This is a genomic window from Citrobacter sp. CK198, from assembly GCF_030333295.1.
Classification (GTDB): Bacteria; Pseudomonadota; Gammaproteobacteria; order Enterobacterales; family Enterobacteriaceae; genus Citrobacter_B; species Citrobacter_B koseri.
The window spans coordinates 358461-381514 of sequence record NZ_JAOWGE010000030.1 but is presented as its reverse complement, the minus strand read 5'-3'; the positions used below and the strand labels follow the sequence as shown (position 1 = coordinate 381514).

At 54.5% G+C, this 23054-nt stretch carries 20 protein-coding genes; 7 read left to right on the top strand and 13 right to left on the bottom strand.

The genetic code is table 11. From position 1 onward, the window contains the following. Positions 1-17 precede the first annotated feature (17 nt). From modD to OGY62_RS10525, 11 genes are all read right to left on the bottom strand, one after another. Positions 18-875 (bottom strand): ModD protein, encoded by an 858-nt coding sequence (modD, locus tag OGY62_RS10575; protein WP_286459759.1) that lies wholly within the window; start codon positions 873-875, stop codon positions 18-20. Next, a complete protein-coding gene (locus OGY62_RS10570; protein ID WP_115609233.1) occupies positions 872-1684 on the bottom strand; it encodes a class I SAM-dependent methyltransferase in 813 nt (270 codons plus the stop codon). The genes modD and OGY62_RS10570 overlap by 4 nt, the downstream gene beginning before the upstream one ends. Positions 1685-1693: 9 nt before the next feature. Beyond that, a complete protein-coding gene (locus tag OGY62_RS10565) occupies positions 1694-2452 on the bottom strand; it encodes an ABC transporter ATP-binding protein (protein ID WP_230010887.1) in 759 nt (252 codons plus the stop codon). Continuing rightward, positions 2449-3408, bottom strand: a complete 960-nt coding sequence (locus OGY62_RS10560) for a FecCD family ABC transporter permease (RefSeq protein WP_370906253.1) — start codon at positions 3406-3408, stop codon at positions 2449-2451. The genes OGY62_RS10565 and OGY62_RS10560 overlap by 4 nt, the downstream gene beginning before the upstream one ends. Before the next feature lie 26 nt (positions 3409-3434). Further along, positions 3435-4457: an ABC transporter substrate-binding protein gene (locus OGY62_RS10555; protein ID WP_286459755.1), complete on the bottom strand. Its 1023-nt coding sequence runs from the start codon at positions 4455-4457 to the stop codon at positions 3435-3437. Positions 4458-4660: 203 nt separating this feature from the next. Further along, positions 4661-6373, bottom strand: a complete 1713-nt coding sequence (locus OGY62_RS10550) for an alpha,alpha-trehalase (protein ID WP_047463307.1) — start codon at positions 6371-6373, stop codon at positions 4661-4663. A 199-nt stretch (positions 6374-6572) separates the two neighbouring features. Continuing rightward, entirely contained in the window at positions 6573-8006 is a 1434-nt protein-coding gene (gene dhaM / locus OGY62_RS10545) for a dihydroxyacetone kinase phosphoryl donor subunit DhaM (protein ID WP_110494159.1), read from the bottom strand. 10 nt (positions 8007-8016) lie between these two features. Continuing rightward, positions 8017-8649, bottom strand: a complete 633-nt coding sequence (dhaL, locus tag OGY62_RS10540; RefSeq protein WP_286459752.1) for a dihydroxyacetone kinase subunit DhaL — start codon at positions 8647-8649, stop codon at positions 8017-8019. A gap of 11 nt (positions 8650-8660) precedes the next feature. Then, positions 8661-9731 (bottom strand): dihydroxyacetone kinase subunit DhaK, encoded by a 1071-nt coding sequence (dhaK, locus tag OGY62_RS10535; protein ID WP_047463312.1) that lies wholly within the window; start codon positions 9729-9731, stop codon positions 8661-8663. A gap of 242 nt (positions 9732-9973) precedes the next feature. Next, positions 9974-10606, bottom strand: a complete 633-nt coding sequence (locus tag OGY62_RS10530) for a winged helix-turn-helix transcriptional regulator (protein WP_286459750.1) — start codon at positions 10604-10606, stop codon at positions 9974-9976. 72 nt (positions 10607-10678) lie between these two features. After that, positions 10679-11341 (bottom strand): winged helix-turn-helix transcriptional regulator, encoded by a 663-nt coding sequence (locus OGY62_RS10525; RefSeq protein ID WP_024130277.1) that lies wholly within the window; start codon positions 11339-11341, stop codon positions 10679-10681. Positions 11342-11718: 377 nt separating this feature from the next. Here OGY62_RS10525 and OGY62_RS10520 point away from each other — a divergent pair, with 377 nt between their 5' ends. From OGY62_RS10520 to OGY62_RS10495, 6 genes are read left to right on the top strand one after another with little or no spacing between them, the layout of a single operon-like run. Then, positions 11719-12249, top strand: a complete 531-nt coding sequence (locus OGY62_RS10520) for a fimbrial protein (protein WP_165383403.1) — start codon at positions 11719-11721, stop codon at positions 12247-12249. 50 nt (positions 12250-12299) lie between these two features. After that, positions 12300-12977, top strand: a complete 678-nt coding sequence (locus OGY62_RS10515; protein ID WP_286459749.1) for a fimbrial biogenesis chaperone — start codon at positions 12300-12302, stop codon at positions 12975-12977. Between the two features lie 25 nt (positions 12978-13002). Further along, positions 13003-15489 (top strand): fimbria/pilus outer membrane usher protein, encoded by a 2487-nt coding sequence (locus OGY62_RS10510; protein ID WP_286460001.1) that lies wholly within the window; start codon positions 13003-13005, stop codon positions 15487-15489. 29 nt (positions 15490-15518) lie between these two features. Then, positions 15519-16451 (top strand): fimbrial protein, encoded by a 933-nt coding sequence (locus tag OGY62_RS10505; RefSeq protein ID WP_200030098.1) that lies wholly within the window; start codon positions 15519-15521, stop codon positions 16449-16451. Positions 16452-16465: 14 nt separating this feature from the next. Then, entirely contained in the window at positions 16466-16984 is a 519-nt protein-coding gene (locus tag OGY62_RS10500) for a fimbrial protein (protein ID WP_200030100.1), read from the top strand. 23 nt (positions 16985-17007) lie between these two features. Continuing rightward, positions 17008-17661, top strand: coding sequence for a helix-turn-helix transcriptional regulator (locus OGY62_RS10495; protein WP_115609240.1), 654 nt, complete (start codon positions 17008-17010; stop codon positions 17659-17661). A gap of 31 nt (positions 17662-17692) precedes the next feature. Here the strand turns inward: OGY62_RS10495 and OGY62_RS10490 are convergent, their stop codons facing one another. Both OGY62_RS10490 and OGY62_RS10485 read right to left on the bottom strand, forming a co-directional pair. Further along, positions 17693-18595, bottom strand: a complete 903-nt coding sequence (locus OGY62_RS10490) for a LysR family transcriptional regulator (protein WP_200030300.1) — start codon at positions 18593-18595, stop codon at positions 17693-17695. Between the two features lie 201 nt (positions 18596-18796). Next, positions 18797-21085 (bottom strand): FdhF/YdeP family oxidoreductase, encoded by a 2289-nt coding sequence (locus OGY62_RS10485; protein ID WP_200030104.1) that lies wholly within the window; start codon positions 21083-21085, stop codon positions 18797-18799. A gap of 561 nt (positions 21086-21646) precedes the next feature. Here OGY62_RS10485 and OGY62_RS10480 point away from each other — a divergent pair. Next, positions 21647-23053, top strand: coding sequence for a cytochrome ubiquinol oxidase subunit I (locus OGY62_RS10480; RefSeq protein ID WP_200030106.1), 1407 nt, complete (start codon positions 21647-21649; stop codon positions 23051-23053). The last annotated feature ends 1 nt before the right edge of the window (position 23054 follow it).

Below are 23054 nucleotides of genomic sequence, written 5' to 3'. Positions count from 1 at the left end.
TATTCCATTTATCAATGTTATATGTCACTTTCGTCCGGGTTCAGGATGACGTTGATATCCATCGGTGGTGCGTAGTACGGTGCGGATGTAATAAAGAGCCTGATACCACAGTCGAGATAACTCGCCAGAGTGGCGAGGTTGATGCCGCCAGTCAGCGCCAGCGTGCAATGGGGGGCCAGTGAAGGCGCCGCCCGGGCCACCTCCGCCGCCTGATGTGGGGTAAATTTGTCGAGTTGCAAAACGTCGGGGCCTGCGCGGAGCGCTTCAAGGGCTTCCTCTGGGGTGTCTGCTTCGACGACGATCTTTTTTTCCGGGGCATGACGGCGCAACTGCGAAATGGCCCCGGCCCAGTCGTTACCGGGGGCGAGAAAGCGGCGGTGATTTGCAAACAGCAGCACGGTTTCCGCGCACCCGGCGCGGTGAATGATTCCGCCTGCGGCGAGCACCGCCTGTGCGGCTAACAGCCGGGTGCCGGGAATGGCTTTACGCGTGCAGGCTATTTGCCCGTCGGGGTAACGGCTATGCAGGATGTGAAGCATGCTGTCGAGATAGTGTGAAACGCCGCAACTCCACTCCAGTACGTTTTGTACGGCCTTCCAGCCCTGGTGCAGCTCCGCCGCATTCCCGCTGACGCTGATCAATCGTTGACCGGCTGCGGCGCGCTCGCCGTCGTTCATCTGCTCCAGGACGGTCAGCCCCAGCGACTGCAACATTTGTCTGGCCACGGCAATGCCGCTCACGCAGCCGCCCTGGCGATGGCGGAAGGTCATGCGGCCTGGCAGATTGCCGATGCCCAGAGCGCGCGTGGTCAGGTCGCCTCCCTGAATATCCTCCAGCAGCAATGCGTCCGTTTGTGCGTGTGAGAAGTAGATCATTTCAGCGCCTTTTGTGGAATGCTGTCCCACCAGATCAGCGCCCAGTCCCGGCTGGCCGGGGCAAGGGCGCTGGCATCCTGCTGTTGATACCAGCGGTACAGACGTTCACGCTCTTCATCGCTGATGTCGCCCATGCTCCAGCGAACGTTTTCAGCAAAGCGTTCCCAGGTACTGTTGTCCTGCTGGCAGTTCTGCCCACGGATAAAATCGACATGGGCGCAGATCCCCATCTGGTACAGGACATTGAGGGCATAAATATAGTTAGGCAGCTCGATAACCTCGCGACCCAACGCGCGCTGGATAGTGGGGGAAACAAAAGAGGAACTGACCAGGTGCGTGGTATAGACGCGCAGCCGCGCCTGGTTGTTGAGCTTTGTCATCGCCTGGCGCATATCCGCAACGAGCGTTGAGCGGGAGGCAACGGCGATATCGCAGCGCGGGAGATCGCTCCAGTCCTCTTCCCAGGCGCGTTGCACCCAGTGAACATGGGTTGCCCGTTGCTCTGTCGCGCGACGGGCGGCAACGCGCAGCATTCCGGGGCTGTAATCCACGCCGCAGATATGCGGTATTTTTCCCGCTAACGCCAGCGAGACGGTGCCCGGGCCGCAGCCCATATCAAACAGCGAGTTCACGCCCTGCAAATCCATTTTTTCCGTCAGCTGTTGCAGGTAGGTGTCCGTCGGTGACGCGCAGTTTTCTGCCATTTTCTCTGCCCGTTTATCCCAATGGTCGGGCGTTTTTTCCGTTCGTTTCGCCTGCAATAGCTGCTGGCGGTAGAGGTCTGCAAAATCAATGTCATCAATGAGCATGGCTGTCCCTTATTGCTGATCGCCAAAAAGATGGCGGTGGATTTGTGTGGGCGAGACCCGATAAAGCGCGGCCAGATTGTCGGCAGCGAGCTGGCGCTCTGGCGCGCCTTGCGATACCTGGCCGTCGGACTCCACGCGTACGACGCTGTCGGCTATCGCCCTGGCATGGAGCGGATGATGGGTTGACATCAGTAGCGCCATCCCCGTTTTTTTCAGTGTCACCAGCGTGTCGAGCAGGCGGATCTGGTGACCAAAGTCGAGGCTGGAGGCGGGTTCATCCAGCAGTAGCAGGCGAGGGCGTTGCGCCAGGGCGCGGGCGATCAGCACCAGTTGACGCTCTCCGCCGCTCAGGGTGTTCCAGCGTCGGTGCGCCAGATGGACGATTTCAAGCGCGGCGAGCTGATGGTGGGCAATCTCTCGCTCCCTGGCGCCGGGAACGGCGAATGCCGCCATTTTCGGCGTCAGCCCCATCATCACCATATCCAGAGCGGTGAAGGCGAACGCGCCGTCGTGCGCCTGTGGCACCCAGGCAATGGCGCTGGCGCGCTCCCGGTCAGAAAAACGCTGCACCGCCACGCCATCAAGCAGGATGTCGCCGCTGATCAAGGGGAGAACGCCAAGAATGGTGCGCATCAGCGTGGTCTTGCCGCTGCCGTTTGCGCCGAGTAAACAGCAAATTTCTCCCGCCGGTACGGTAAAAGAGACGTCGCGCAAAACCGGGCGTCGGGCGTATCCCAGGTTGGCGTGGTGAACCGTCAGTCGTGTCATTGGCGTCCTCCGCGCAGCAGAAGCAGCAAAAAGAAAGGGGCGCCGATAAATGCGGTGAGGATCCCCAGCGGAATCTCCGTACTGCTGATTGCGCGCGCGAGCGTGTCGGTCAGCAGCAGTAAAATGGCGCCAGCGCCCATTGAGACAGGAAGCAACTGCTGGTGGTTATTGCCGGTGAGCAACCTGCCGATATGCGGCACGACTAAGCCTATCCAGCCGATAATCCCGGCAATCGCCACCGTGCTGGCGGTGATGAGCGTCGCGCAGACAATCAGCGCGAGCCGAAGGCGGGTAACGTTGATGCCCAGGGAACGGGCTTCATCATCTGAAAGCGTCAGTAAATTCATACGCCAGCGCAGTAGCAGCAAAGGGATGGCGCCGAACAGAATCAGCGGCGCCGAGAAACAAAGATCATGCAGCGTGATGGTAGAGAGTCCGCCGAGTAACCAGAAGGTGATGGAAGGCAACTGGGTATAGGGATCGGCCAGCGTTTTTATCAGGGAAATTCCCGCGCCGCACAGCGTGCCGAGCGCGATACCTACCAGCACAAGGGTTAATACGGGGTCGTGACGCGTCACCCGGCGGGTAATCAGCCAGACGCCAGCAACCACCAGCAGACCGCCGCCGAACGCGTAGAGCTGGATAAACAAAATCGGCAGGCCCAGCAAAATCGCCGTACATGCGCCTAAACCCGCTCCGGCGGCAACGCCGAGAATATCCGGGGAGACAAGCGGATTGCGAAACATCCCCTGATACGTCGTGCCCGCGCCCGCCAGCGCAGCGCCCAGCAGCAGCGCGGCGAGAATGCGGGGGAGGCGGATCTGCCAGAACACGATTTGATCCTGTGTCGGCACCGTGTCATGGCTGAAGATCATCGCCAGCACCTGCCGGGCATCGAGGTGATAAGCGCCCGATACGCTGGCAAAGGCAATACAGAGAAGGGCAATCCCCAGCATCAGGACAGAAAGGGTGGTCGTTCTCATCAGATGATCGCCCACTGTTGATACTGTTCGTCAGTCAGCGACGTATGCCAGAACAGGCGCGCATAACGCACCATATCGTCTTTAAAATGTTGATTAACGTTCGGGTCCAGCCAGGCATGCAACCGGCGCAGCCCGAGTAAACGGTTAATGCCCGGCGGCGCATCCAGCCAGCCAAACGGCAGACCGCTCAGGAAAAGAATGCGCTTGTCCGCAACCGCCTTAACGCCTTGCCAGACGGGGTCGTGACGCAGGTAGTGCGCCGTGGTGGCATCCTGTACCAGAATGATGTCGGGCTGCCAGGTGAGTAAGTTTTCCATAGAGACCTGGGCCAGTCCGCTTCGTCCGGGGATTCGCGCTACGTTGTGTAATCCCAGCAACTCTGCCGCTTCCGTATGCAGCGATCCCTGTAATCCCGTCTCCAGACCTCGGGCACCCCGCGCTGCATAAAAACGAATACCGGCAGCAGGCGTGCGGGAAAACGCGAGCGCTTGCGCAATGAAGCGCTGAGCCAGCGCCGCCTGAGCGGCAGTACGCGCCTCCATCCCCAGTGCTTGTCCTGCGGCTTGCAGTTGTTCCGGCGTTTGCCGCAGTTCACCGTTAATCAGCAGCCACGGAATCCGGGTCTGGGCGCTGACCTGGCGCGCCTGCGAAAGCCAGGTTTCATCGGCGTTGCCGCAATCCACTACCAGATCGGGATGCAGGGCCAGCAGTCCTTCCAGAGACAACGTGCTGGCGCGCCCCGCCAGCCTGCCCAGTTTGGGCAACGTCTGAATGGACTCGGGGAAGGGAATCGCCGCCTGGCGCGAGAAATCAAAAGAGGAGAAACCCACCAGCTTTTCCGGCGCGACGGCCAGCAGTAACACATCGGCGGGCGCACCGGCGCTCACCACGCGGCGAATAATATTGCCTTCCGGCGGGCGGCCAATAGCAAACGTCAGCGGTGTCTGCGCAATGCCAGGGAGGTGGCGAAACAGCAGCGCAGAGGCCATTGCCTGAGCGAATCTCCGTCTTGTGAGCGGCATCGTTTCCATCCTGAAATGGTTAAAAAATCGCTATATGTTTACATATATAACGTTAAAAAACTTGTTCAGTATCAAATTCTCACCGATGAAAAGGGGGTCTAACCCTTAAGAGCTAGGAGGGGCAGAGATGAACGCGCGGCATTGCCAGGATGAAAAATCCGCGACGGCGCGCGGATTTTTGTCAGCATGATGGTCGGGTCACATTATGGCGTGGTTTCAACCTGTTTTTGCGGCGCAGGCTGGGAAGCGCCTGGCGCTGCGGGGCGAGTGGCCGGTACGCTGTCGCACGGTTTCTCTTTTGGACAGATCAGGTCGAGCATTTTTAACGTCACGCCGTTGGTCCAGCCGAAACCATCCTGAAGAGGATATTCTCCACCGCCGCCGCCGGTTCCCGTACTGCTGACGTCATATTTCTCAACCAGCTTTTGTTCGCGGTCGTAGGTATGCTGAACGTTGGTGAGGAAGCGCCAGGTGACATCCATCGCGACGTTGTCCTGCCCGTAATTCTGCAACCCTTCGGTCGCCACCCACTGTAACGGCGCCCAGCCATTGGGGGCGTCCCATTGCTGCCCGCTTTTCACCGAGGTGGTGGACAGTCCGCCAGGCTGCAACAGGTGCGCCTGGGTCGCGGCAGCCACTTTGCTGGCGCGATCTTTCGCCGCCGCGTTGACATACAGCGGGAACAGCGTGGCCGCCGTCAGTTGGTTACGCACCTTTTTGCTCTTCAGATCGTAGTCGGCATACCAGCCTTCCTGATTGTTCCACAGGTGCGTTTCAATGCCTTTCTGACGGGCGCCGGCGAGCGCTTCATACTGGTTCGCATTGGCGTCATCGCCTGCCGCTTTGCTGGCGCGCGCCAGCATTTTCTCCAGTTTATACAGCAGGGCGTTGAGATCGACAGGGACGATGCTGGTGGTGCGAATGGTGCTCAGCTGATTCGGGTCGTCCATCCAGCGCGAGCTGAAATCCCAGCCCGATGCGGCGGCAGATCGCAGGTCGCGATAAATCTCGGTTGCCGGGCGGTTCGGGTTGCTCTTCGCGGTGGTGATATCTTCCATCCACGACTCCGGTCGCGGCGTGTCCCGGTCATCCCAGTAGCGGTTCAGGACGGTGCCGTCATCCAGTTTCACCACGCGCTTATTCTGCTCGCCGGGCTGGAGATTCTCCACGCCCTCCATCCAGTAGGCATACTCTTTTTGCAGCTGCGGCAGGTATTTTTTCAGGGCGTCGTCGCCTTCATGCTGCGCCAGCAATTCCACCATAAATGCGAAGAAAGGCGGCTGCGAGCGGCTCAGATAGTAGGTACGGTTACCGTTGGGGATATGCCCCCAGGAGTCCAGTTCATAGCCGAAATTCGCCACCATATCGGCGACCTTATCCCAGTGATCGCTTTCGGCAAGTCCCAGCATGGTAAAATAGCTATCCCAATAATAGACTTCCCGGAAACGTCCGCCAGGCACCACATACGGTTCCGGCAGCGGCAATAATGAATCCCATTTTCCGGCGCTCTCCGTTGTGCGGGTCAACACGGGCCACAGGCCGTCAATATGTTCACGCAGCGACTGTCCTTCCGGCGGAACGTATTTTTCCCCTTCTTTGGGCAGCGTAAAGTTCACATCAACAAAGTGACGCAAATCGAAGCCTGACTGGTTTCGTTGCATCCGGTAATCCGCGAGGATCATCAGCGGATCGCTGTTAGGCACGGCATCGGCGAACGTTTTCTGGTCGGGGAACAGTTTGGCGCTCTGCACGTCATTAAACAGCGGCCCCAGCAGAATATCCGGGGGCTGCGGAGGACTGGCTGGCTGTTCCTCAGCGTGCGCCGAGAGCGACGCGAATGTCAGCAGGGTGCCTGCAACGGTCAGTTTTATGGCGAAAGAGAGCGTGCCGGAATGGCGAAGCGCAGGTGTTATCATCAATATTCTCCTTAACGGCGTGCCGCAGTCAGCGGCATGAACCATGACAAAACCTTAGTCCAGGATTGTCATGTGCGCGTGATCGAACCGCTATTTTGGGAACTGGTAAACATTTCCCGTTATCGCCGGTTGAAGCGTGGGGATGAGCGCGGTGATGCGACAGCGCGCCCTCAGAAGAGGACGCGCGATGGGAGAGCGATCAGTCAGAAAAGAGAATGCGCTGTGCCGCGAGATCCAGCGTAATCGACTCGCCGGTGCTCAGGGCATATACCGCTTCCCCTTGCTGACAAAGCCAGCCGATCCCCATTTCACGGGCGATGATTGCCGAATGTGATTCATTGCTGCCTGCGCTCAGGCAGATCCCTTTAACCGTCTGTGGGTCGAACTGCAACACGGTGGACGGGAAGATATTTTCTGCCGCCACGATAGTCGGGCGCGTGAATACCGGCAAGCGCGCGTTTATTCCGCTCAGGTGCCTCAGCGTCCGATGGAGAATATCGTCGATATCGATATAGCGGGCCTGCAAATAGGCGTCGTCGAGCTGTCGGTACTGATCGCGGAGATCGTCCAGCACGCTGCGCCACGCCGTTTCCGCCCGACACGATTTATCACGCATCACCTCACACGCCATCTCGTACAGCTCGGGGTCATCCAGCAGCGTGTGATGCCCGGAAAAAATCGCCGCCAGATCGGCGGAGTATTTCTCTTCCGCCAGCGTGGTCAGCGCGTTGAGATCGTCCAGCGTCTGACGAATCGCCGTTTGCAGGCGCTGCTGCTCTTCCGGCAAATTGACGGTCGTCGGATTCGCGACGTCCGGTGCAGCGGGGGAATAGCAGAACACCACGCCGGAGACCTGCGCGGGGAGCTGACGCGCCGTGCTGCTGGCAGGCGTCTCCTCCACGGACTCGCCAAAGTTTTCCGTCGCCAGCTGTTTGAACGCCGCCAGCGCCTCGTCGGCCTGTTCTCCTTTGGCGATCAGGCGCAGAGTATCGTTGCAGCGCACCTGTAATAACGCTATCTGATTCAGGCTGTCCGGCGTCACGCATTTGCCATTTTTCTCCAGCAGCATGTCGGCCCGAAACCCCGACAACGTGGAGACCAGCCGCGATGCCGGACGAACATGCAGCCCGTTTGGATTTTTCACCACAACAGAAATGGAGTGGGCGTCGTTATCCTGAAATGCTGGTTTTGTGGCGACGCCCCCGGCTTGCGCGGGTGACGGTAAACCCAGTTGTTCACGCTTGGCATCCAGCGCGCTCATGGCGTCATTGATGACTTTATCAATACCGGCGCCCATTGCCGCGCTGACCGTCGCCGCCAGCGTGCCTTCTACCAGCGGCGCCGCGCATAAGCGGACTTTCGCCGCAATCGCCGGGTCAAGCAAATCCAGGGCGGTTTCGGCGCTCAATAATGCGCTGCCCATATCCATCATGACCAGGATATGGTCCGCATCAGCCACGGATTCGATGGCTTCCATCACCTTGAGCGGATCGGTGCCAATCGGATTTTGTGGGTCGTCGATACCGGCTGCAATCGCGAGTTTACAACCATCGCCGATTAACATCTGCCGGGCTAACTGCCCGACGCCTTCACCCAACAGGGCGCTGTGCGAAACAATGACCAGGTTTACCATCGCGTTATCCTTACTCTTTTGCCGCTGCCGCCAGCATTTGCATCATGAACATCACGGAGGTTGCGCCCGGGTCCTGATGGCCAATGCTGCGCTCGCCAAGATAGCTGGCGCGCCCTTTGCGGGCCTGCATGGTGATGGTGCTCTGCGCCGCCGCTTCGGCCTGGGCGCTGGCGGCATCCAGCGCTGCCTGCACCGACAGGTGCTGTTCGCATGACTGGCGCAGCGACTCCACAACCAGCCCCCAGACGTCACACATGGTTTTATCGCCAGGCTCTGCTTTACCTCGGCTGGTCACGCCTTCCGCGCCTTCCCGCATCATCTGGTACAGCTCGTCGAGCGTCAGGCTCTGGTGCGCCTGTGTCACCTGGGCGGCGCGAATGAAGAACGTGCCGAACAGCGGGCCGCTGGCGCCGCCGACGCTGGAGAGCAGCACCATCCCTGTGTTCTTCAGAATGAAGCCGATGTCTTTATCCGCAATCGCGGGTAATTTTTCGACGACTTTACTGAAACCGCGATGCATATTCAGCCCGTGGTCGGCGTCGCCAATCTCTCTGTCCAGACCCGTCAGATAATCACTCTCTTTGGTGAAAATCTCACCGCAGCGGTAGAGCCAGTTAACAATGTGTGTTCTGTTGAGTGACATACATAATCTCCTTATTTGCCCCAGTTGAGCGCAGGCGTGTGAACCGGCGCATCCCAGAGCGCGAGCGTTTCATCGTCCACTTTTAGCAGGGTGATGGAAAAGCCGGTCATATCCAGAGAGGTGCAGTAAGAGCCGATCAGGTTGCGTTCAATGGTAATGCCGGTTTCCTGACAGCGGCTTTCAAGCCGGTTATAGACGCCGAACAGTTCAGACAGCGGCGTGGCGCCGAGATTGTTGACCAGCGCAATGACGCGATCGCCACGCTGCAACGGCTGTTTGCTCTGCTTATCTTCCTGCCAGCTTCCCTGATGATGATCCCAGTGACGCAGCGTGCGGCTGTATGCGCCGTTTTCCAGCAGCGTGTCAAACATTTCATCGACAGTTTGATCGAGAGAAGAGAAGGGGCGACGGTCAATGCCGGGTTCGCCGTGAATTCCCACGCCAAACTCCATTTCGTTATCCTGCAATGTGAAGGACGGTTTACCCGCCGCAGGCACGGTACAGGCATTGAGCGCGATGCCGATTGAATGCCCCTGATTATTCAGCTTACGGCCAAGCTCCGCGCAGGCTTCCAGCGTGTCACCGCGTTCTGCGGCCGCGCCCACCAGTTTTTCAATTAATACCGTATTGGCGACGCCGCGACGACCGGCGGTATAAAGGCTGTCTTTGACCGCTACATCATCATCTACCACAACGGTGGTGACTTTTACGCCGCTGTCGTGCAGTAGCTCCGTGGCGGTTTCAAAATTCAGGATGTCGCCGGTGTAATTCTTAATGATCAGTAAGACGCCTTCGCCGCCGTCAATGTGCATGGCGCACTCAAACATTTTGTCTGGCGTCGGTGAGGTAAAAATTTCGCCCGGGCAGGCGCCGGAGAGCATGCCTGGCCCAATATAGCCGCAGTGCATGGGTTCATGCCCGCTGCCGCCGCCGGAAAGCAGCGCCACTTTTCCTGCCACTGGCGCATCTGACCGGGTAACGTAGACCGGGTCCTGATGCAGCGTCAGCGTCGGGTACGCTTTTGCCAGACCAGCGAGTTGTTCGTTCAGTACCTCTTCTACACGGTTAATCAGCTTTTTCATTATTTTGCTCCGCATCTTCTGCTGTAGGGGTATCGGTTGTGTACCATGACACGGCTACCACTCACTGCCGATAACCTTATTGTGCAACAGTGAGCGGAAAAGAAAATTCGGCCATAACATGTTTCATCAACGGAACATTTATGCTTAATCATGTTTCATTATGGAACGCAAAGGCGAGGTAATCGTCAGAATTGCGATCCCGACCAACGAATGCCGCCGCTTTAAGCGTAAAAAACGGGGGGTTAGAAACGAGAAGGGAGGTGATGAATTGCGATTAATTTGCCCTGTTCCAGTTCGATATAGCCGCCTTTTTTCAGCGCTGACAGCATCTTCATCACGCTGCTGCGCGAAAGGCGGGTACGTTCAAGAATATACTGGTAGGCCGCCATCTGAGAGCGGATGCTTTCCGGCTCCTGGCTTAGCGCCTGCAACTGGTAGCACAGCAGGTCGTAAGCGGTCGGCGCTGTCGCCATTTCATTCTGGATAAACAATTTATTGGTGACGATGATCATATGCTTTGCCATGATCTCCCACAGGTGCTTGCGCTCAATGGTTTCCATCACGTCATCGAGGGGAATTGTCGCCGCTTCGCACTCTTCGAGCGCGCGAATCAGCAGTTTATCCGACAGGGCGCTGGTGAACCCCAGGGAGACCGGGGCAGAAGCTATCCCCAGCAACAGACTATTTTCGATGTTCTCAATGCTCACGACGCCCGTGCGGAAAAACAGGCACTGGTGCTCGCCCCCCTGAACGAAGACAAAGCGACTTCCGCGAGGATACCGTTTGAAATCCTGTTCTGACGTGAGTGCGTTGAGCAGCGCAATTGCGTAGGGCGAAGGCTGCTTCAGTTGATTAAAGGAAGAATCCTGGGGCATGGTAGGTGTTATCCGGTCACTGTCGTTGTCATTCTATTTTAGTGGCTCTGCGTTAATGCGTGTTGAACATAGCTAGTATTTCAGAGGAATATTCTGCTGAATTTGCTTCAGAACACCACGATCGGTCACGATGTAGCCGCCTTTTTTTAAATCGGCCAGTATCTTCATCACGCTGCTGCGCGACAGAAATGTTCTTGACTGAATATAATTTGCGGCAGTTATATTTTGCCTGAATTCATTAGACTCACGCATTAATTCATACAACTGAGCGCGAATAATATCATAGGATGTCGGCGCTGAAATGCGCGTACAGTGGTCGTACACCCGACCGGCGGTGTAGATAAGCACCTTCGCCAGGCTTTCCCAAAGATTCTCATTTGCTATAACGTCATTAACTTTCTCCAGCGGAATAAAGGCGATCTCAGAGCACTCCTCACTGCGCATCAGCAAATATTCAGCATCAACCAGTTGATTGCTGAGGCCAAAAATAAAGGGGGCGACTTCTGAGTTAAGCATGAAGCCGTCCCGTGCTCTGAAAACCCCAATGGTTCCCTTCAGCAATAAATAACATTGATGTGGTCTATTATTTTCGTTGTTAATAATTTGTCTGCATTTTGTTTCTCGTGTGTTTGCGTGTGGCTTCAGGTGCGCAATCAGTTTTTCTACATGTTCAATTGGCTTCAGAGGCAGAGCCTTATACATACTTGATTCAATAGCTATTTTGGTTTCAGGCATGATCTGTCCTCCCATATAATAGTCTCTGTAATAGCGTAATGTCTTGCTTGAGCTAATAATTATGGTGACAGACTAAAAATAAGTGAATCCAGAACAAGGTGTAAAATTACACCAAAAAATCACTTGAGCAAATATGTGCATTTATATGAAAATTTAAATTAAGGAGAACTTAATTGACATAGCGCCCTGATTCAGAATTCAAACCGCTGACGTGATGCGGCCCGGAATGATGAAGGGGAAATCGCATGTTATTTATCTCCTTGTCTTTACGATGATAGCCAAAAATAAGCGTTTCCCGACAGCCCATTTCCAGAGCAGAAAATGTATGGACATTATGTCGTAACGCGATAAATAAACAGGTGTTAAGGATAGCGATGATGAAAAAAAATATGATAGCGATGGCGCTTTCCGCTGCGGCCATTTTGTCAATATCACATGCGATAGCGTATGACGGCACGGTCAAATTTGTGGGTCAGGTTCTTGATACCGCCTGTACCGTAGATATTGGCGCCAATAATACGATGACCGTTGATATGGGAAGTGTCTATAAAACAGCGTTTACCAACGCAGGGGATGAAGCGTCAACGACCAAATTTACCTTGCGTCTGATTAACTGCCCCTCTTCCGTCACGTCCGCGCGGGTGAAATTTGATGGCGTTAATCATTCGGGTAATACCGATCTGTTGGCGCTTTCCGCCGATCCCGGTTCGGCAAGCGGGGTGGCCATTCGACTGATGACGGCAGACAGATCGCCTTTAGGCCTTAATCAGATCAATGGCTATTCCTATTCACTGTTAGATATGGTTGACAACCAACTGGATTTCTACGCCGCCTATGTCGCCACCAGCGTGCCTGTTGTGCCGGGCGTCGTGAACGCCGTAGCAAACTTCACCGTTAACTATAACTGACGAGCATATGTTGTTGGGGGGCCGATAACCGGCCCTCTCAGAGGTTTACCATGAAAGTATTACGTGTTTGCGCCACCGCGTTGGCGCTGTTTGTTACCGGCGTTTCCAGTGTGAATGCTGGCGTTTCCATTGGCGGAACACGGGTTATTTACGATGGCGGTAAAAAAGAAGCGTCATTAAGCGTCAGTAATCCCGATAATATTCCGTATTTAATTCAGTCGTGGATCGAAACGCAAAATGACGGTAAGGGCAAAGCCCCTTTTATTATTACACCGCCGCTTTACCGGCTTGATAACGGGCAGCAAAACGTAATGCGTATTATTCGGGCGGGAAATTTGTCTGAGGATAAAGAGTCCCTGTTTTGGCTGAATATTAAATCGATACCGTCGGCCCAACGTAAGGATAATACGTTACAGATTGCAGTTAAAACACGAATAAAACTGATTTATCGGCCTGCGTTGCTGAGCAAGTCAGCGCCTGAAGCGCAGCTCGGAAAGTTAAGCTGGAGCCGGAGCGGGGCGTTTATTCAGGTAAATAACCCCACGCCTTATTACGTTAATTTCAATGAAATTACCGTATCCGGTAAGAAAGTTGACAATGTAACGTTTGTGGCGCCGGGGAGTACCGCCCGTTTTGCACTGCCTTCGGGCGGAAATGGCGGAAGCGTGAAATTCAGGATTATTAATGATTACGGTGGAATCAGCGAGGAGTACAGCGGTTCTGTTTAAGTCGCGACGGGTCGGCATTACGTTAATGATGATAGCCAAATATATAATTAATCCGTATCCGGCCAGGCTTGTATTGTTTATCTCCCTGGGAATATTCAGCGTGCTGAATGAGGTTCTGGGTCGGGATTACTTTAATCCGGCGCTACTGGAGCATATATCATCCGGTAGCGAGAATATCGATCTTTCTGGTTTTGAAATGGGGGGGCAGGCGCAGGGCACTTACCATGTCGATATTATCCTCAACGGGCAGTTTCTGGACACGCAGGATATCGCATTTAATAAAACACCAACGCCTTCTGGTGAGGATGTGCTTGAGCCCTGCCTGTCGGGGGAAATGTTGCAACGCTATGGCGTTAACATCGCGCAGTATCCGGGTGTGCAGGGCAAAGGGGATTGCGCCGATCTGTTCGCTATTCCACAGGCTTCAAGTGAGTTCCAGTTTTCGACGCAAAAGCTGTTGTTAAGTATTCCGCAGGCGGCGTTATCTGCCAGAGCGCGGGGGGATGTCGCGCCGGAACTCTGGGATGAGGGCATTACCGCCGCGATGCTTAACTACAGTCTGAGCGGTGATAACAGTAATAGCCAGTACGCTAATTTGCGCCCCGGAATAAATATCGGCCCGTGGCGTTTGCGCAATTACACCACCTGGCGGCGCAGCGGTCAGGGCGATGAGGACTGGGATTCGATTTATACCTATGTCCAGCGCAATATCGTCCCGCTGAAAGCGCAACTGGTGCTGGGAGACAGCGCCTCTCCTGCGGATGTTTTTGACAGCATACCGTTTCGTGGCGGCCAGCTTGCGTCAGATGACGACATGCTGCCCGATTCGCTGAAGGGATATGCGCCCGTGGTACGCGGTATTGCCCGCACCAATGCGCAGATCGTCATCCGGCAAAATGGCTACCAAATCTACCAAAGTTACGTGGCCCCAGGTGCGTTTGACATTACCGACATGTTCCCCACGGGAGGCGCCGGCGATCTGGAGGTCACGGTTAAAGAGGCGGATGGCAGTGAGCAGCACTTCACCGTCCCGTTCGCATCATTACCGGTGTTACAGCGTGAAGGCCGGTTCAAATATGCGTTAACCGGCGGGCGCTATCGCTCCAGCGACAGTCGTGTGGAACAAACCGATTTCGGCCAGGGAACCGCGATTTATGGTTTGCCGGGCGGTTTCACGCTTTATGGCGGCGTCCAGACTTCCCGTAACTATCGGGCTATAGCGTCCGGCGTCGGTAAAAATCTGGGAACGATTGGCGCGCTTTCTGCCGACGTAATCCAGTCATGGGCGCAACCCGCTGATGGCAGCAAGACTCAGGGGCAATCCTGGCGTGTGCGCTATAGCAAAAATAGCGTCGCGACAGGAACAAACTTTTCGATTGCGGGTTACCGATATTCAACACGCGGTTACTACGGTATGCAGGACACTTTCGATACGTATGGCGGTAGTTCCGGGCAGATAACGAAACGACGTAACCGTATGGAAGCCAACGTCAACCAGTCCCTGGGCTCAGGCGGCGGATCGTTGGCGTTAAGCGCGGTACAGGAGGACTACTGGCATACCGGAAAACCGATGCAGTCGTGGAGCGTGGGGTATCACAATGCCTGGAACGGCGTGAGCTATAGCGTCGCCTGGGCGCTGAGTAAAAACGGCAGCGGCGATCGTTATGATAAAGACCAACAGCTGGCGCTGAATATCAGCATTCTGCTGGATCGCTTTATGAGCAATACCTGGGCCAGTTATGGCATGAATGCCAGCAGCGGGAAGGGCGCGACTCATAGCGCAGGGCTGAGTGGAACGGCGCTGGCTGGCAACGCGCTGAACTGGAATATTCAGCAAGGTTACGGCACGGATGACGTAGGGTATACCGGTAGTCTGAGCGCGGATTATAAGGGTACTTACGCCGATGTTAGCGGGGGGTATCGTTACGATCGCCACTCGCAGCGCGTGAATTACGCTCTCGCGGGGGGCGTGCTGGCATATGCCGATGGCGTAACGTTCTCTCAGCCTTTGGGGGAAACCAACGTGCTGATTGGCGCGCCTGGCGCATCGGGGGTCGGGATTAAAAACCAGAGCGGCGTACGAACTGATTTTCGTGGCTACACCGTTTCCGCCAATGTTTCACCGTATCGCAAAAATGATATCGGCCTGGATACGGCATCCGTTGCGGACGATGTTGAACTGGCGCTCACCAACAAAACCGTTGTGCCGACCCGTGGCGCGGTCGTGAGGGCGGACTATGTCGCTAATGTTGGGCTGCGCGTGCTGTTGACGTTGACCAGGCCCCACGGTTCGACGGTGCCATTTGGGGCGATGGTGACGTTAAAAGGCGCGCAAGAACAACAATTTATTGTCGGTGACGAGGGGCAGGTTTATTTAAGCGGCATGCCGCCGGAAGGGACGCTGAATGTGGTCTGGGGACGTGACGGCGAGCAGCGCTGCACGGCAAATTATTCATTAACCGCAGCCGAGAACTACAGCGGCGTTAGCGTGACCGGCTCTCTTTGCCGCTAAGTGGGCTGACCTCGCGTGAGAATCTGACAATGAAACGAACTTATCTCTTATTCAGTTTACTGATGCTTTTTTCAGGGCTCAGCGTTGCCGATGACTGTACCGTGAATACGACATTATTTAATACCGTCTCAATGGGGAATATTGTCGTGCAGCGAGATGCGCCGGTAGGGGCAGAAATCGCCCGCGCCAGGGTCTCCGGGTATGCCAAACTGTTGGTCACGGCGCCTGGCGGTGCCGTCTATTGTAACGGCGCTTATGCGATCAATTACCTGTCAGCGACGCCTTCGCCGATAAATCATGTTTACAACACCAATCTGAAAGGGGTGGGAATCAGGCTATCCATTCCCGCAGGGGATTTTGTGCTGCCGTCAAATGGCGCCAGCTATATCTATAATCTCGGTAACTATGACGTGATGCTGATTAAAACAGCAACGATCCAATCGGGATATTTGACGCCGGGAGTGGTTGCACAGGGATGGTTTGGTACGCCGGATCATTCTTTTATGCAGATTTCAATGGGCGCCGATACCCAGGTGACGGCGCTCGCATGTTCGTTTTCCAGCCAGATTCTTAATTTTCAGCTCGGTGATATTAATGCCGCCGAGTTCACCGGCCAGCCCGGACCCGTGCTGTCGCACAGCGATACGCAAAATCTGGGGCTGAACTGCGATCCGGGGGCGAATATCAATGTTGAACTGGCGGGAACGCAAAACCCTGACGCGCCGACTGACGCCAGCGTTCTGGCGCTGACCGGGCAGGGTAGCCCCGAAACGGCAGACGGCGTGGGAGTCCAGATAGTTTATAACGATGCGCCGCTGCAACGGAATAACCGCATCGTACTGAAAAAATCCGCAGGCGGGCAGGAGACATTTCCGCTGGTGGCGCGTTATTACCAGACGAAAAGCCAGGTGAAGCCGGGCAGCGCGAATGCCACCGCCACGTTGAATATTACCTACCAATAACCCAAGGAAAAAGTATGCCTGGAAGAAAACGCTGGCTGCTGGCCCTGATGTTGCTTACTGGTCAGGTATGGGGTCAGGGCGATCCGATCGCATTAAGCATCAAAGGGAATGTTAAAGCCGCGCCGTGTCAGGTGAGCAGCGACAGCATCACTAAAACCGTTGATTTAACGGCAGGGAGTCCGGTAACGGCTTCATCAATGTATACCGCAGGGTCAACGACGCCGTGGGTCAGTTTTGATTTCAGCATTGAACATTGCCCGGAAGGCACAACCGGCGTGATGATTCAGTTTAACGGCAACGCTGATGACATGCATCGCGATGATATGTATCGCAATCTGGGTACCGCTACCCCTGTCGCGATACAGTTGCAGGCGGCGGACGGTCGACCGCTGGGCGACGGTCAGGTTCTGACCAGTGAAATTGTCGCACAGCGTTATACCTGGAATTTACGCGCCCGGCTCTACAGTGAACAAGGGCAGGTCTCACCGGGAACCATTGATTCGGTTGTGACGGTTTCATTGAGCTATCAGTAATTATTACCCGGAGCCGCGTATACATGAATATTGTCATCAGATGTCAGGATCGTTTTTATCAATACGGATTGCGCGCGTTATTGTGCGAAATATTTCCACCGAACCTGAATCGGACCACGCTCACCTTTAACGACTATGACTACGCAAACGCCGCCTGTGCCGATATCTTAATTCTGATGCTGCACCCCGGTGAACAGTATATTTGTCATGCTGAAATGCGATTTCGTGCGCCCCGCCTGATGATTGGCCTGGTGGATAAAAAACATATTCCCGCGCGAGGAGAAATTCCCTCCTGTATAGAAAACATCGTGTTTATTCCGCTCAATGCAAGCGTCAGTAAGATCAGTAGAGTGATTAAGCAGCATTGGTTTTCTTTACAGCAGGCAAAAACGCCCCATGCCGTACACCACTGCGGGTATTGCCCGCATAAGACGCTTACCGGGCAACAAAACCAGCTCGCTGCCTTTCTTTATGCGGGGATGACGTCAAAGCAGATTGCCTACAAAATGGCGATCGGTCAGAAAACGGTGCTGGCGCATCGAAACGCGTTAATGACGAAATTCCGCTTAAGAACCGATCGTGAATTATTACTGTTTTTAAATGCCGTAAAGGAAAAAAACCGGCACAGAAACGGCATGTGCGAATCCTGCAATGATGAAGATGGATGGCTTGTGTAAGCAATCCACGCAAAGGCGCGGATTGCGGGTATTACGAATGCTGTGGGTTGTGGGCGGCGTAGATGTCGCGCGCGTCCGTAAAGCAGCGCAGCGCGAGCGAGGAAACCGGCGCTTGCTTACGCATGATCAGGCCGACAGGGGCTTCAATGTTGGAATTGACGACCGGCGTAATATGGAAATTACTGTTTAAATTCTCCAGCCCATTATTGAGCGGCATAATGGCGCAACATATGCCACGCTGTACGGCCTGAATAATCTGGAATGTTGAATCGCTTTCGAAAATATGCTTAGGCGAGATTCCGGCTGATTTAAAACTCATATCCATGTGCTCTCTGTAATGCATACCTTTGGTCAGAAAACCCAGCGGGAAATTAATGAGATCGTTCCAGGAGAGGCTCTCATTTTCTATTTCAAAATGGCGCGAGTCGTGCAGCAGACCCATCTGGGTTTTCGCTAACGGGATAACATCAAACGGACTGACATCAATGTTATTCAGATAACATATTCCCAGCTCCAGCTGGTTGCTGTTTACGCCTTCGGCAATTTGCTCCGAGGTCATGGAATAGAGACTAAATTGCAGTTCCGGGTATTTGGGGGTTAATTCGCGAATAAACAGCATAGGATCGACGCTGGCGAGCGGCACCATACCCAGACGGAGCACGCCGACAACCTGTCCTTTGCAGAGCGCGGCCTCGGCCTGTAAGCCATCGTGCGCGGCCAGCAGGGATTTTGCCCATGCCAGAATACGTTCGCCTTCCGGGGTAAAGCCTTCAAAGCGTTGCCCGCGAACGATAAGCACCAGACCAAGCTCCTCCTCCAGATTGCGAATGCGCATGGAGAGGGTGGGTTGCGTGATATTACACTGCGATGCGGCCTTGCCAAAGTGACGGGTCTGATCCAGCGCGATTAAATATTTGAGTTGTTTTATGTCCATCATTCATCTCTTCGGCAGACGGTCTGTTGGGGGCTAAGAAGAGGCTCCGGCAGCCGTTTGCGCTACGACATGGGTTCATATTATTGCATAAATGTATAAATTTTGTAACCAAATTGCGGCGTAGCAATACCGTTTCTGCGCGTCAGTGGCTGAAAAATAAATCCCCTTATTCAGCAGAACGCCATGAATAAGGGGCGAATTTTACAGCGCGCGAATTTCTTTTGAACGCAAGGTGATATTTACCGGTACGGATTTATAAGAAGGCGTACCGCTCTCTTTATCAATATAATTGAGCGGAACCAGAACATTGGCCTCAGGATAATAGGCGCCGACAGAACCAGCCGCAATGCTGTAGGCCACGACGGTGATATCTTCCAGGCAGAGATCGCTGTCAGGCAGGGCCGTTCGGATATCGACGCGATCGCCATGTTCAAGCCCTAACTGCTCCATATCGCCTTCGTTCATAAAGATAATGTCACGACGGCCAAATACGCCGCGATAACGATCATCCATCGCGTAAATGGTGGTGTTGTACTGATCGTGACTTCGCAGGGTAATCAGACGCAGCGTATTTTCACCTTCGCCGGTCACGTTCTCGTTAACGCCGTGGAATACGGAGAACATGGCTTTGCCCGTCGATGTCGGCCAGACGCGTTCGGTCGGCGGCAGCGGCATACGGAAACCGCCAGGCACCCGGATACGATCGTTGTAATTGTCGAAACCGGGAATGGTTTGTTCAATCAGTTCGCGGATGAGATCGTAATCAGCAACCAGCTCCATCCAGCCGATTTTGCTGTTTGTCAGCGTGGCTTTCGCCATTCCGGCAATAATGGCTGGTTCCGAACGCAATAACGGCGACGCCGGTTTCAGTTTGCCGGAGGAGGCATGCACCATCGACATAGAATCTTCTACCGTGATGGATTGTCTGCCGGTGCGCTGAATATCCAGTTCGGTGCGTCCGAGGCAGGGGAAGATGAACGTCTCTTTCCCGACCAACAGATGCGTTCGGTTCAGTTTGGTGCCGATGTGGACGCTCAAGTCCAGCCCGTTCATTGCCGGGAACCCCTGTTCGTGATCGGGCATTGCCACGGCAAAATTACCGCCCAGGCAGATCAGCGCCCTGGCGCGCCCGTCGATCATGGCCTGCGTCGCCTGTACGGCGTCGTGTCCGTGTTTCGACGGGGGAACAAACCCGAAAACGTCGCTCAACCGTTCGAGGAATTCTGGCGCCGGTTTCTCGGTAATGCCGACGGTACGGTTCCCCTGAACGTTGGAGTGGCCGCGAAGCGGGCAAATACCTGCGCCGGGTTTGCCAATATTGCCGCGCATTAACAGCAGGTCGGCAATCAGACGCACGTTCGCCGTCCCTTTGTTATGCTGGGTAATGCCCATGCCGTAGGTGATGATGGTGGCGTTGGACCTGGCGTAGGCTTCCGCGACTTTTTCCAGTTGCTCACGGTTTAAACCTGATTCGCGCTCAATGGATTCCCAGGAGGTTGCGGCAATATCTGCGGCAAAATCGTCAAAGCCCAGCGTATGGGCGGCGATAAACTCGCGATCCAGAACATCGCCACGCTCGGCTTCCAGCTGCAACACATGTTTGGCAATGCCTTTCAGCGCGGCGGCATCACCGCCAGCCCTGACCTGGAAATAGGTTGAGGCGATGTCGGTTGAGCTGTAGGTTGCCATTTCGATGATGCTCTGCGGGTCGGCAAAGCGTTCCAGCGCTCTTTCACGCAGCGGGTTAAAGACGATAATCGGCACGTCGCGGCGCGCAAGCTCGTGCAGCGTCCCCATCATACGGGGATGGTTTGTCCCTGGGTTATGGCCGATAGCGATCACCAGTTCCGTCTTTTCAAAATCATCCAGCGATACGGTTCCTTTACCGATGCCAATTGAGCGCGGCAGACCTACGCTGGTGGCTTCGTGGCACATATTGGAACAGTCGGGAAAATTGTTGCTGCCGTATTCGCGCGCAAAAAGCTGGAACAGATATGCCGCTTCGTTGGAGGCGCGACCGGACGTGTAAAATTCCACCTGTTCAGGGGAGAGACCGCGAAGCACTTCGCCGATGCGGGCAAAGGCCTGTTCCCATTCGACAGGGCGAAATGTGTCGCTTTCTTTGTGATAGGCCAGCGGATGAGTCAGGCGACCATACCCTTCAAGTTCGAAATCTGTTTTCTTCAGCAGCGCGCTGACGGTATTTTTGGCCAGAAACGCCGGTGTGACACGCTTGCTTGTTGCTTCCCACGTGACGGCCTTCGCACCGTTTTCGCAAAACTGAAACGTTGATTTATGTTCTTTATCCGGCCATGCGCATCCTGGGCAGTCAAAGCCGTCTGGCTGATTTGTGCGTAACAGGGTAACGGGTGCTTCAAGCGCGTCCATTTGTGTACGAACGGCAATGGCCGTTGCTTTTAACGCGCCCCAGCCGCCAGCAGGACCGTCATAGTGTCTGACTCCGGGAACTGAACGTCTTTTCTTATTCATATGAACTCCTGACTATTCTGGTCACATTGGCATCCTGAAATAGCTACATAGCAGGTAGGGTTATTCCAGTGTATTTAACAATTACGTTTAGCGGCTGCGCGTTATATAAATAAAAGCCAGCCGGACAAATATCCATTTGAAAAGCCATTAACCTTATTTAAAAAATGGGTAATGGTGATGGTTAATAAATACAAACAGTTGTCTCTACACGGGAGATAACAGCAACATCTTTTATTATTCGTTATATAAAATTTTATATAACAGATGGTGGAACCCAGTTAATTCGCGGGGTTTGCCCGGATTATGCGGCGTCTGCGCTGTCGATTTAAAGAAATTATAACAGGATTTTATCATTATCATAATAAATGTTATCTATCACTTATTAAATTTAACCTATTTGAACTTTTTGAATAATTGTTTGAGACTAATTAAACACGCCGAAAATTATTAGATTCACCTGCTCTGAAATATTCAGAAAATCGCTATTAATCAAAGAAAAAGGCTGAAAATGAAAGCGTTGTACAAAATAAATCAGTCAATGTCGACTCCGTGGGGGGAATTATGTTTGGAATAGATGCTTTTCACCTTGCGAGGATACAATTTGCCTTTACCGTATCTTTTCACATTCTTTTTCCCGCAATAACAATTGGCCTGGCAAGTTTTCTCGCCGTCCTTGAAGGGCTATGGCTCAAAACCAAAAATGAAACGTATCGCGACCTTTATCACTTTTGGTCAAAGATCTTTGCCGTCAATTTTGGGATGGGGGTGGTCTCAGGCCTGGTCATGGCTTACCAGTTCGGGACTAACTGGAGCGGCTTTTCACAATTTGCCGGAAGTATCACCGGTCCGTTGCTGACGTATGAAGTTCTGACGGCATTCTTCCTTGAAGCGGGCTTTCTGGGCGTGATGCTGTTCGGCTGGAAGCGCGTCGGGCCGGGACTGCATTTCTTCGCGACCTGTATGGTTGCGCTGGGAACCTTGTTTTCAACGTTCTGGATCCTCTCTTCCAATAGCTGGATGCAAACGCCGCAGGGTTACGCGATTGAGAATGGCGTTGTCGTGCCGGTGGACTGGATGGCCATCATCTTTAACCCGTCGTTCCCGTACCGTTTATTGCATATGTCCACGGCGGCGTTTCTGGCGAGCGCGTTCTTCGTCGGCGCCTCGGCGGCCTGGCATTTGCTGAAAGGAAACGACACGCCCGCGATCAGAAAGATGTTTTCGATGGCGTTGTGGATGGCGCTGTTTGTCGCACCGGTTCAGGCGGTGATTGGCGATGCGCACGGTCTCAATACGCTGGAACATCAGCCGGCGAAAATTGCGGCGATTGAAGGGCACTGGGAAAACCCGCCAGGCGAAGCCACGCCGTTGGTTCTGTTTGGCGTACCGGATATGGATGCGGAAAAAACGAAGTACAGCCTTGAAATCCCTTATCTGGGAAGCCTGATTCTGACGCACAGCCTCGACAAACAAGTGCCCGCGCTGAAGTCGTTCCCGAAAGAGGATCGCCCGAACTCAACCATCATTTTCTGGTCGTTCAGGATAATGGCGGGGCTGGGGATGCTGATGATCCTGACCGGGGTGGCGAGCGCGTGGCTGCGCTGGCGTGGCCGGTTGTATCAGTGTCGTCCTTTCCTGTGGTTCGTATTCTGCATGGGGCCATCGGGGTTAATCGCTATTCTGGCGGGCTGGTTTACCACCGAGATTGGCCGCCAGCCGTGGGTGGTCTACGGTTTGCAGCGCACGCGTGATGCTGTTTCCGCACACGGCGACATGCACATGTCCGTCAGCCTGCTGGCGTTCATCCTCGTCTATTCGTCCGTCTTTGGGGTGGGCTACCTCTACCTGGTGCGGCTGATCAAAAAGGGGCCAGTGCGCGAACATGCGCATGATATCGCTCAGGGGGGTACGCCAGCGCGTCCGTTATCGGCGGTGAGCGAACCCATGAACACACGCAGGGGAGAATAAA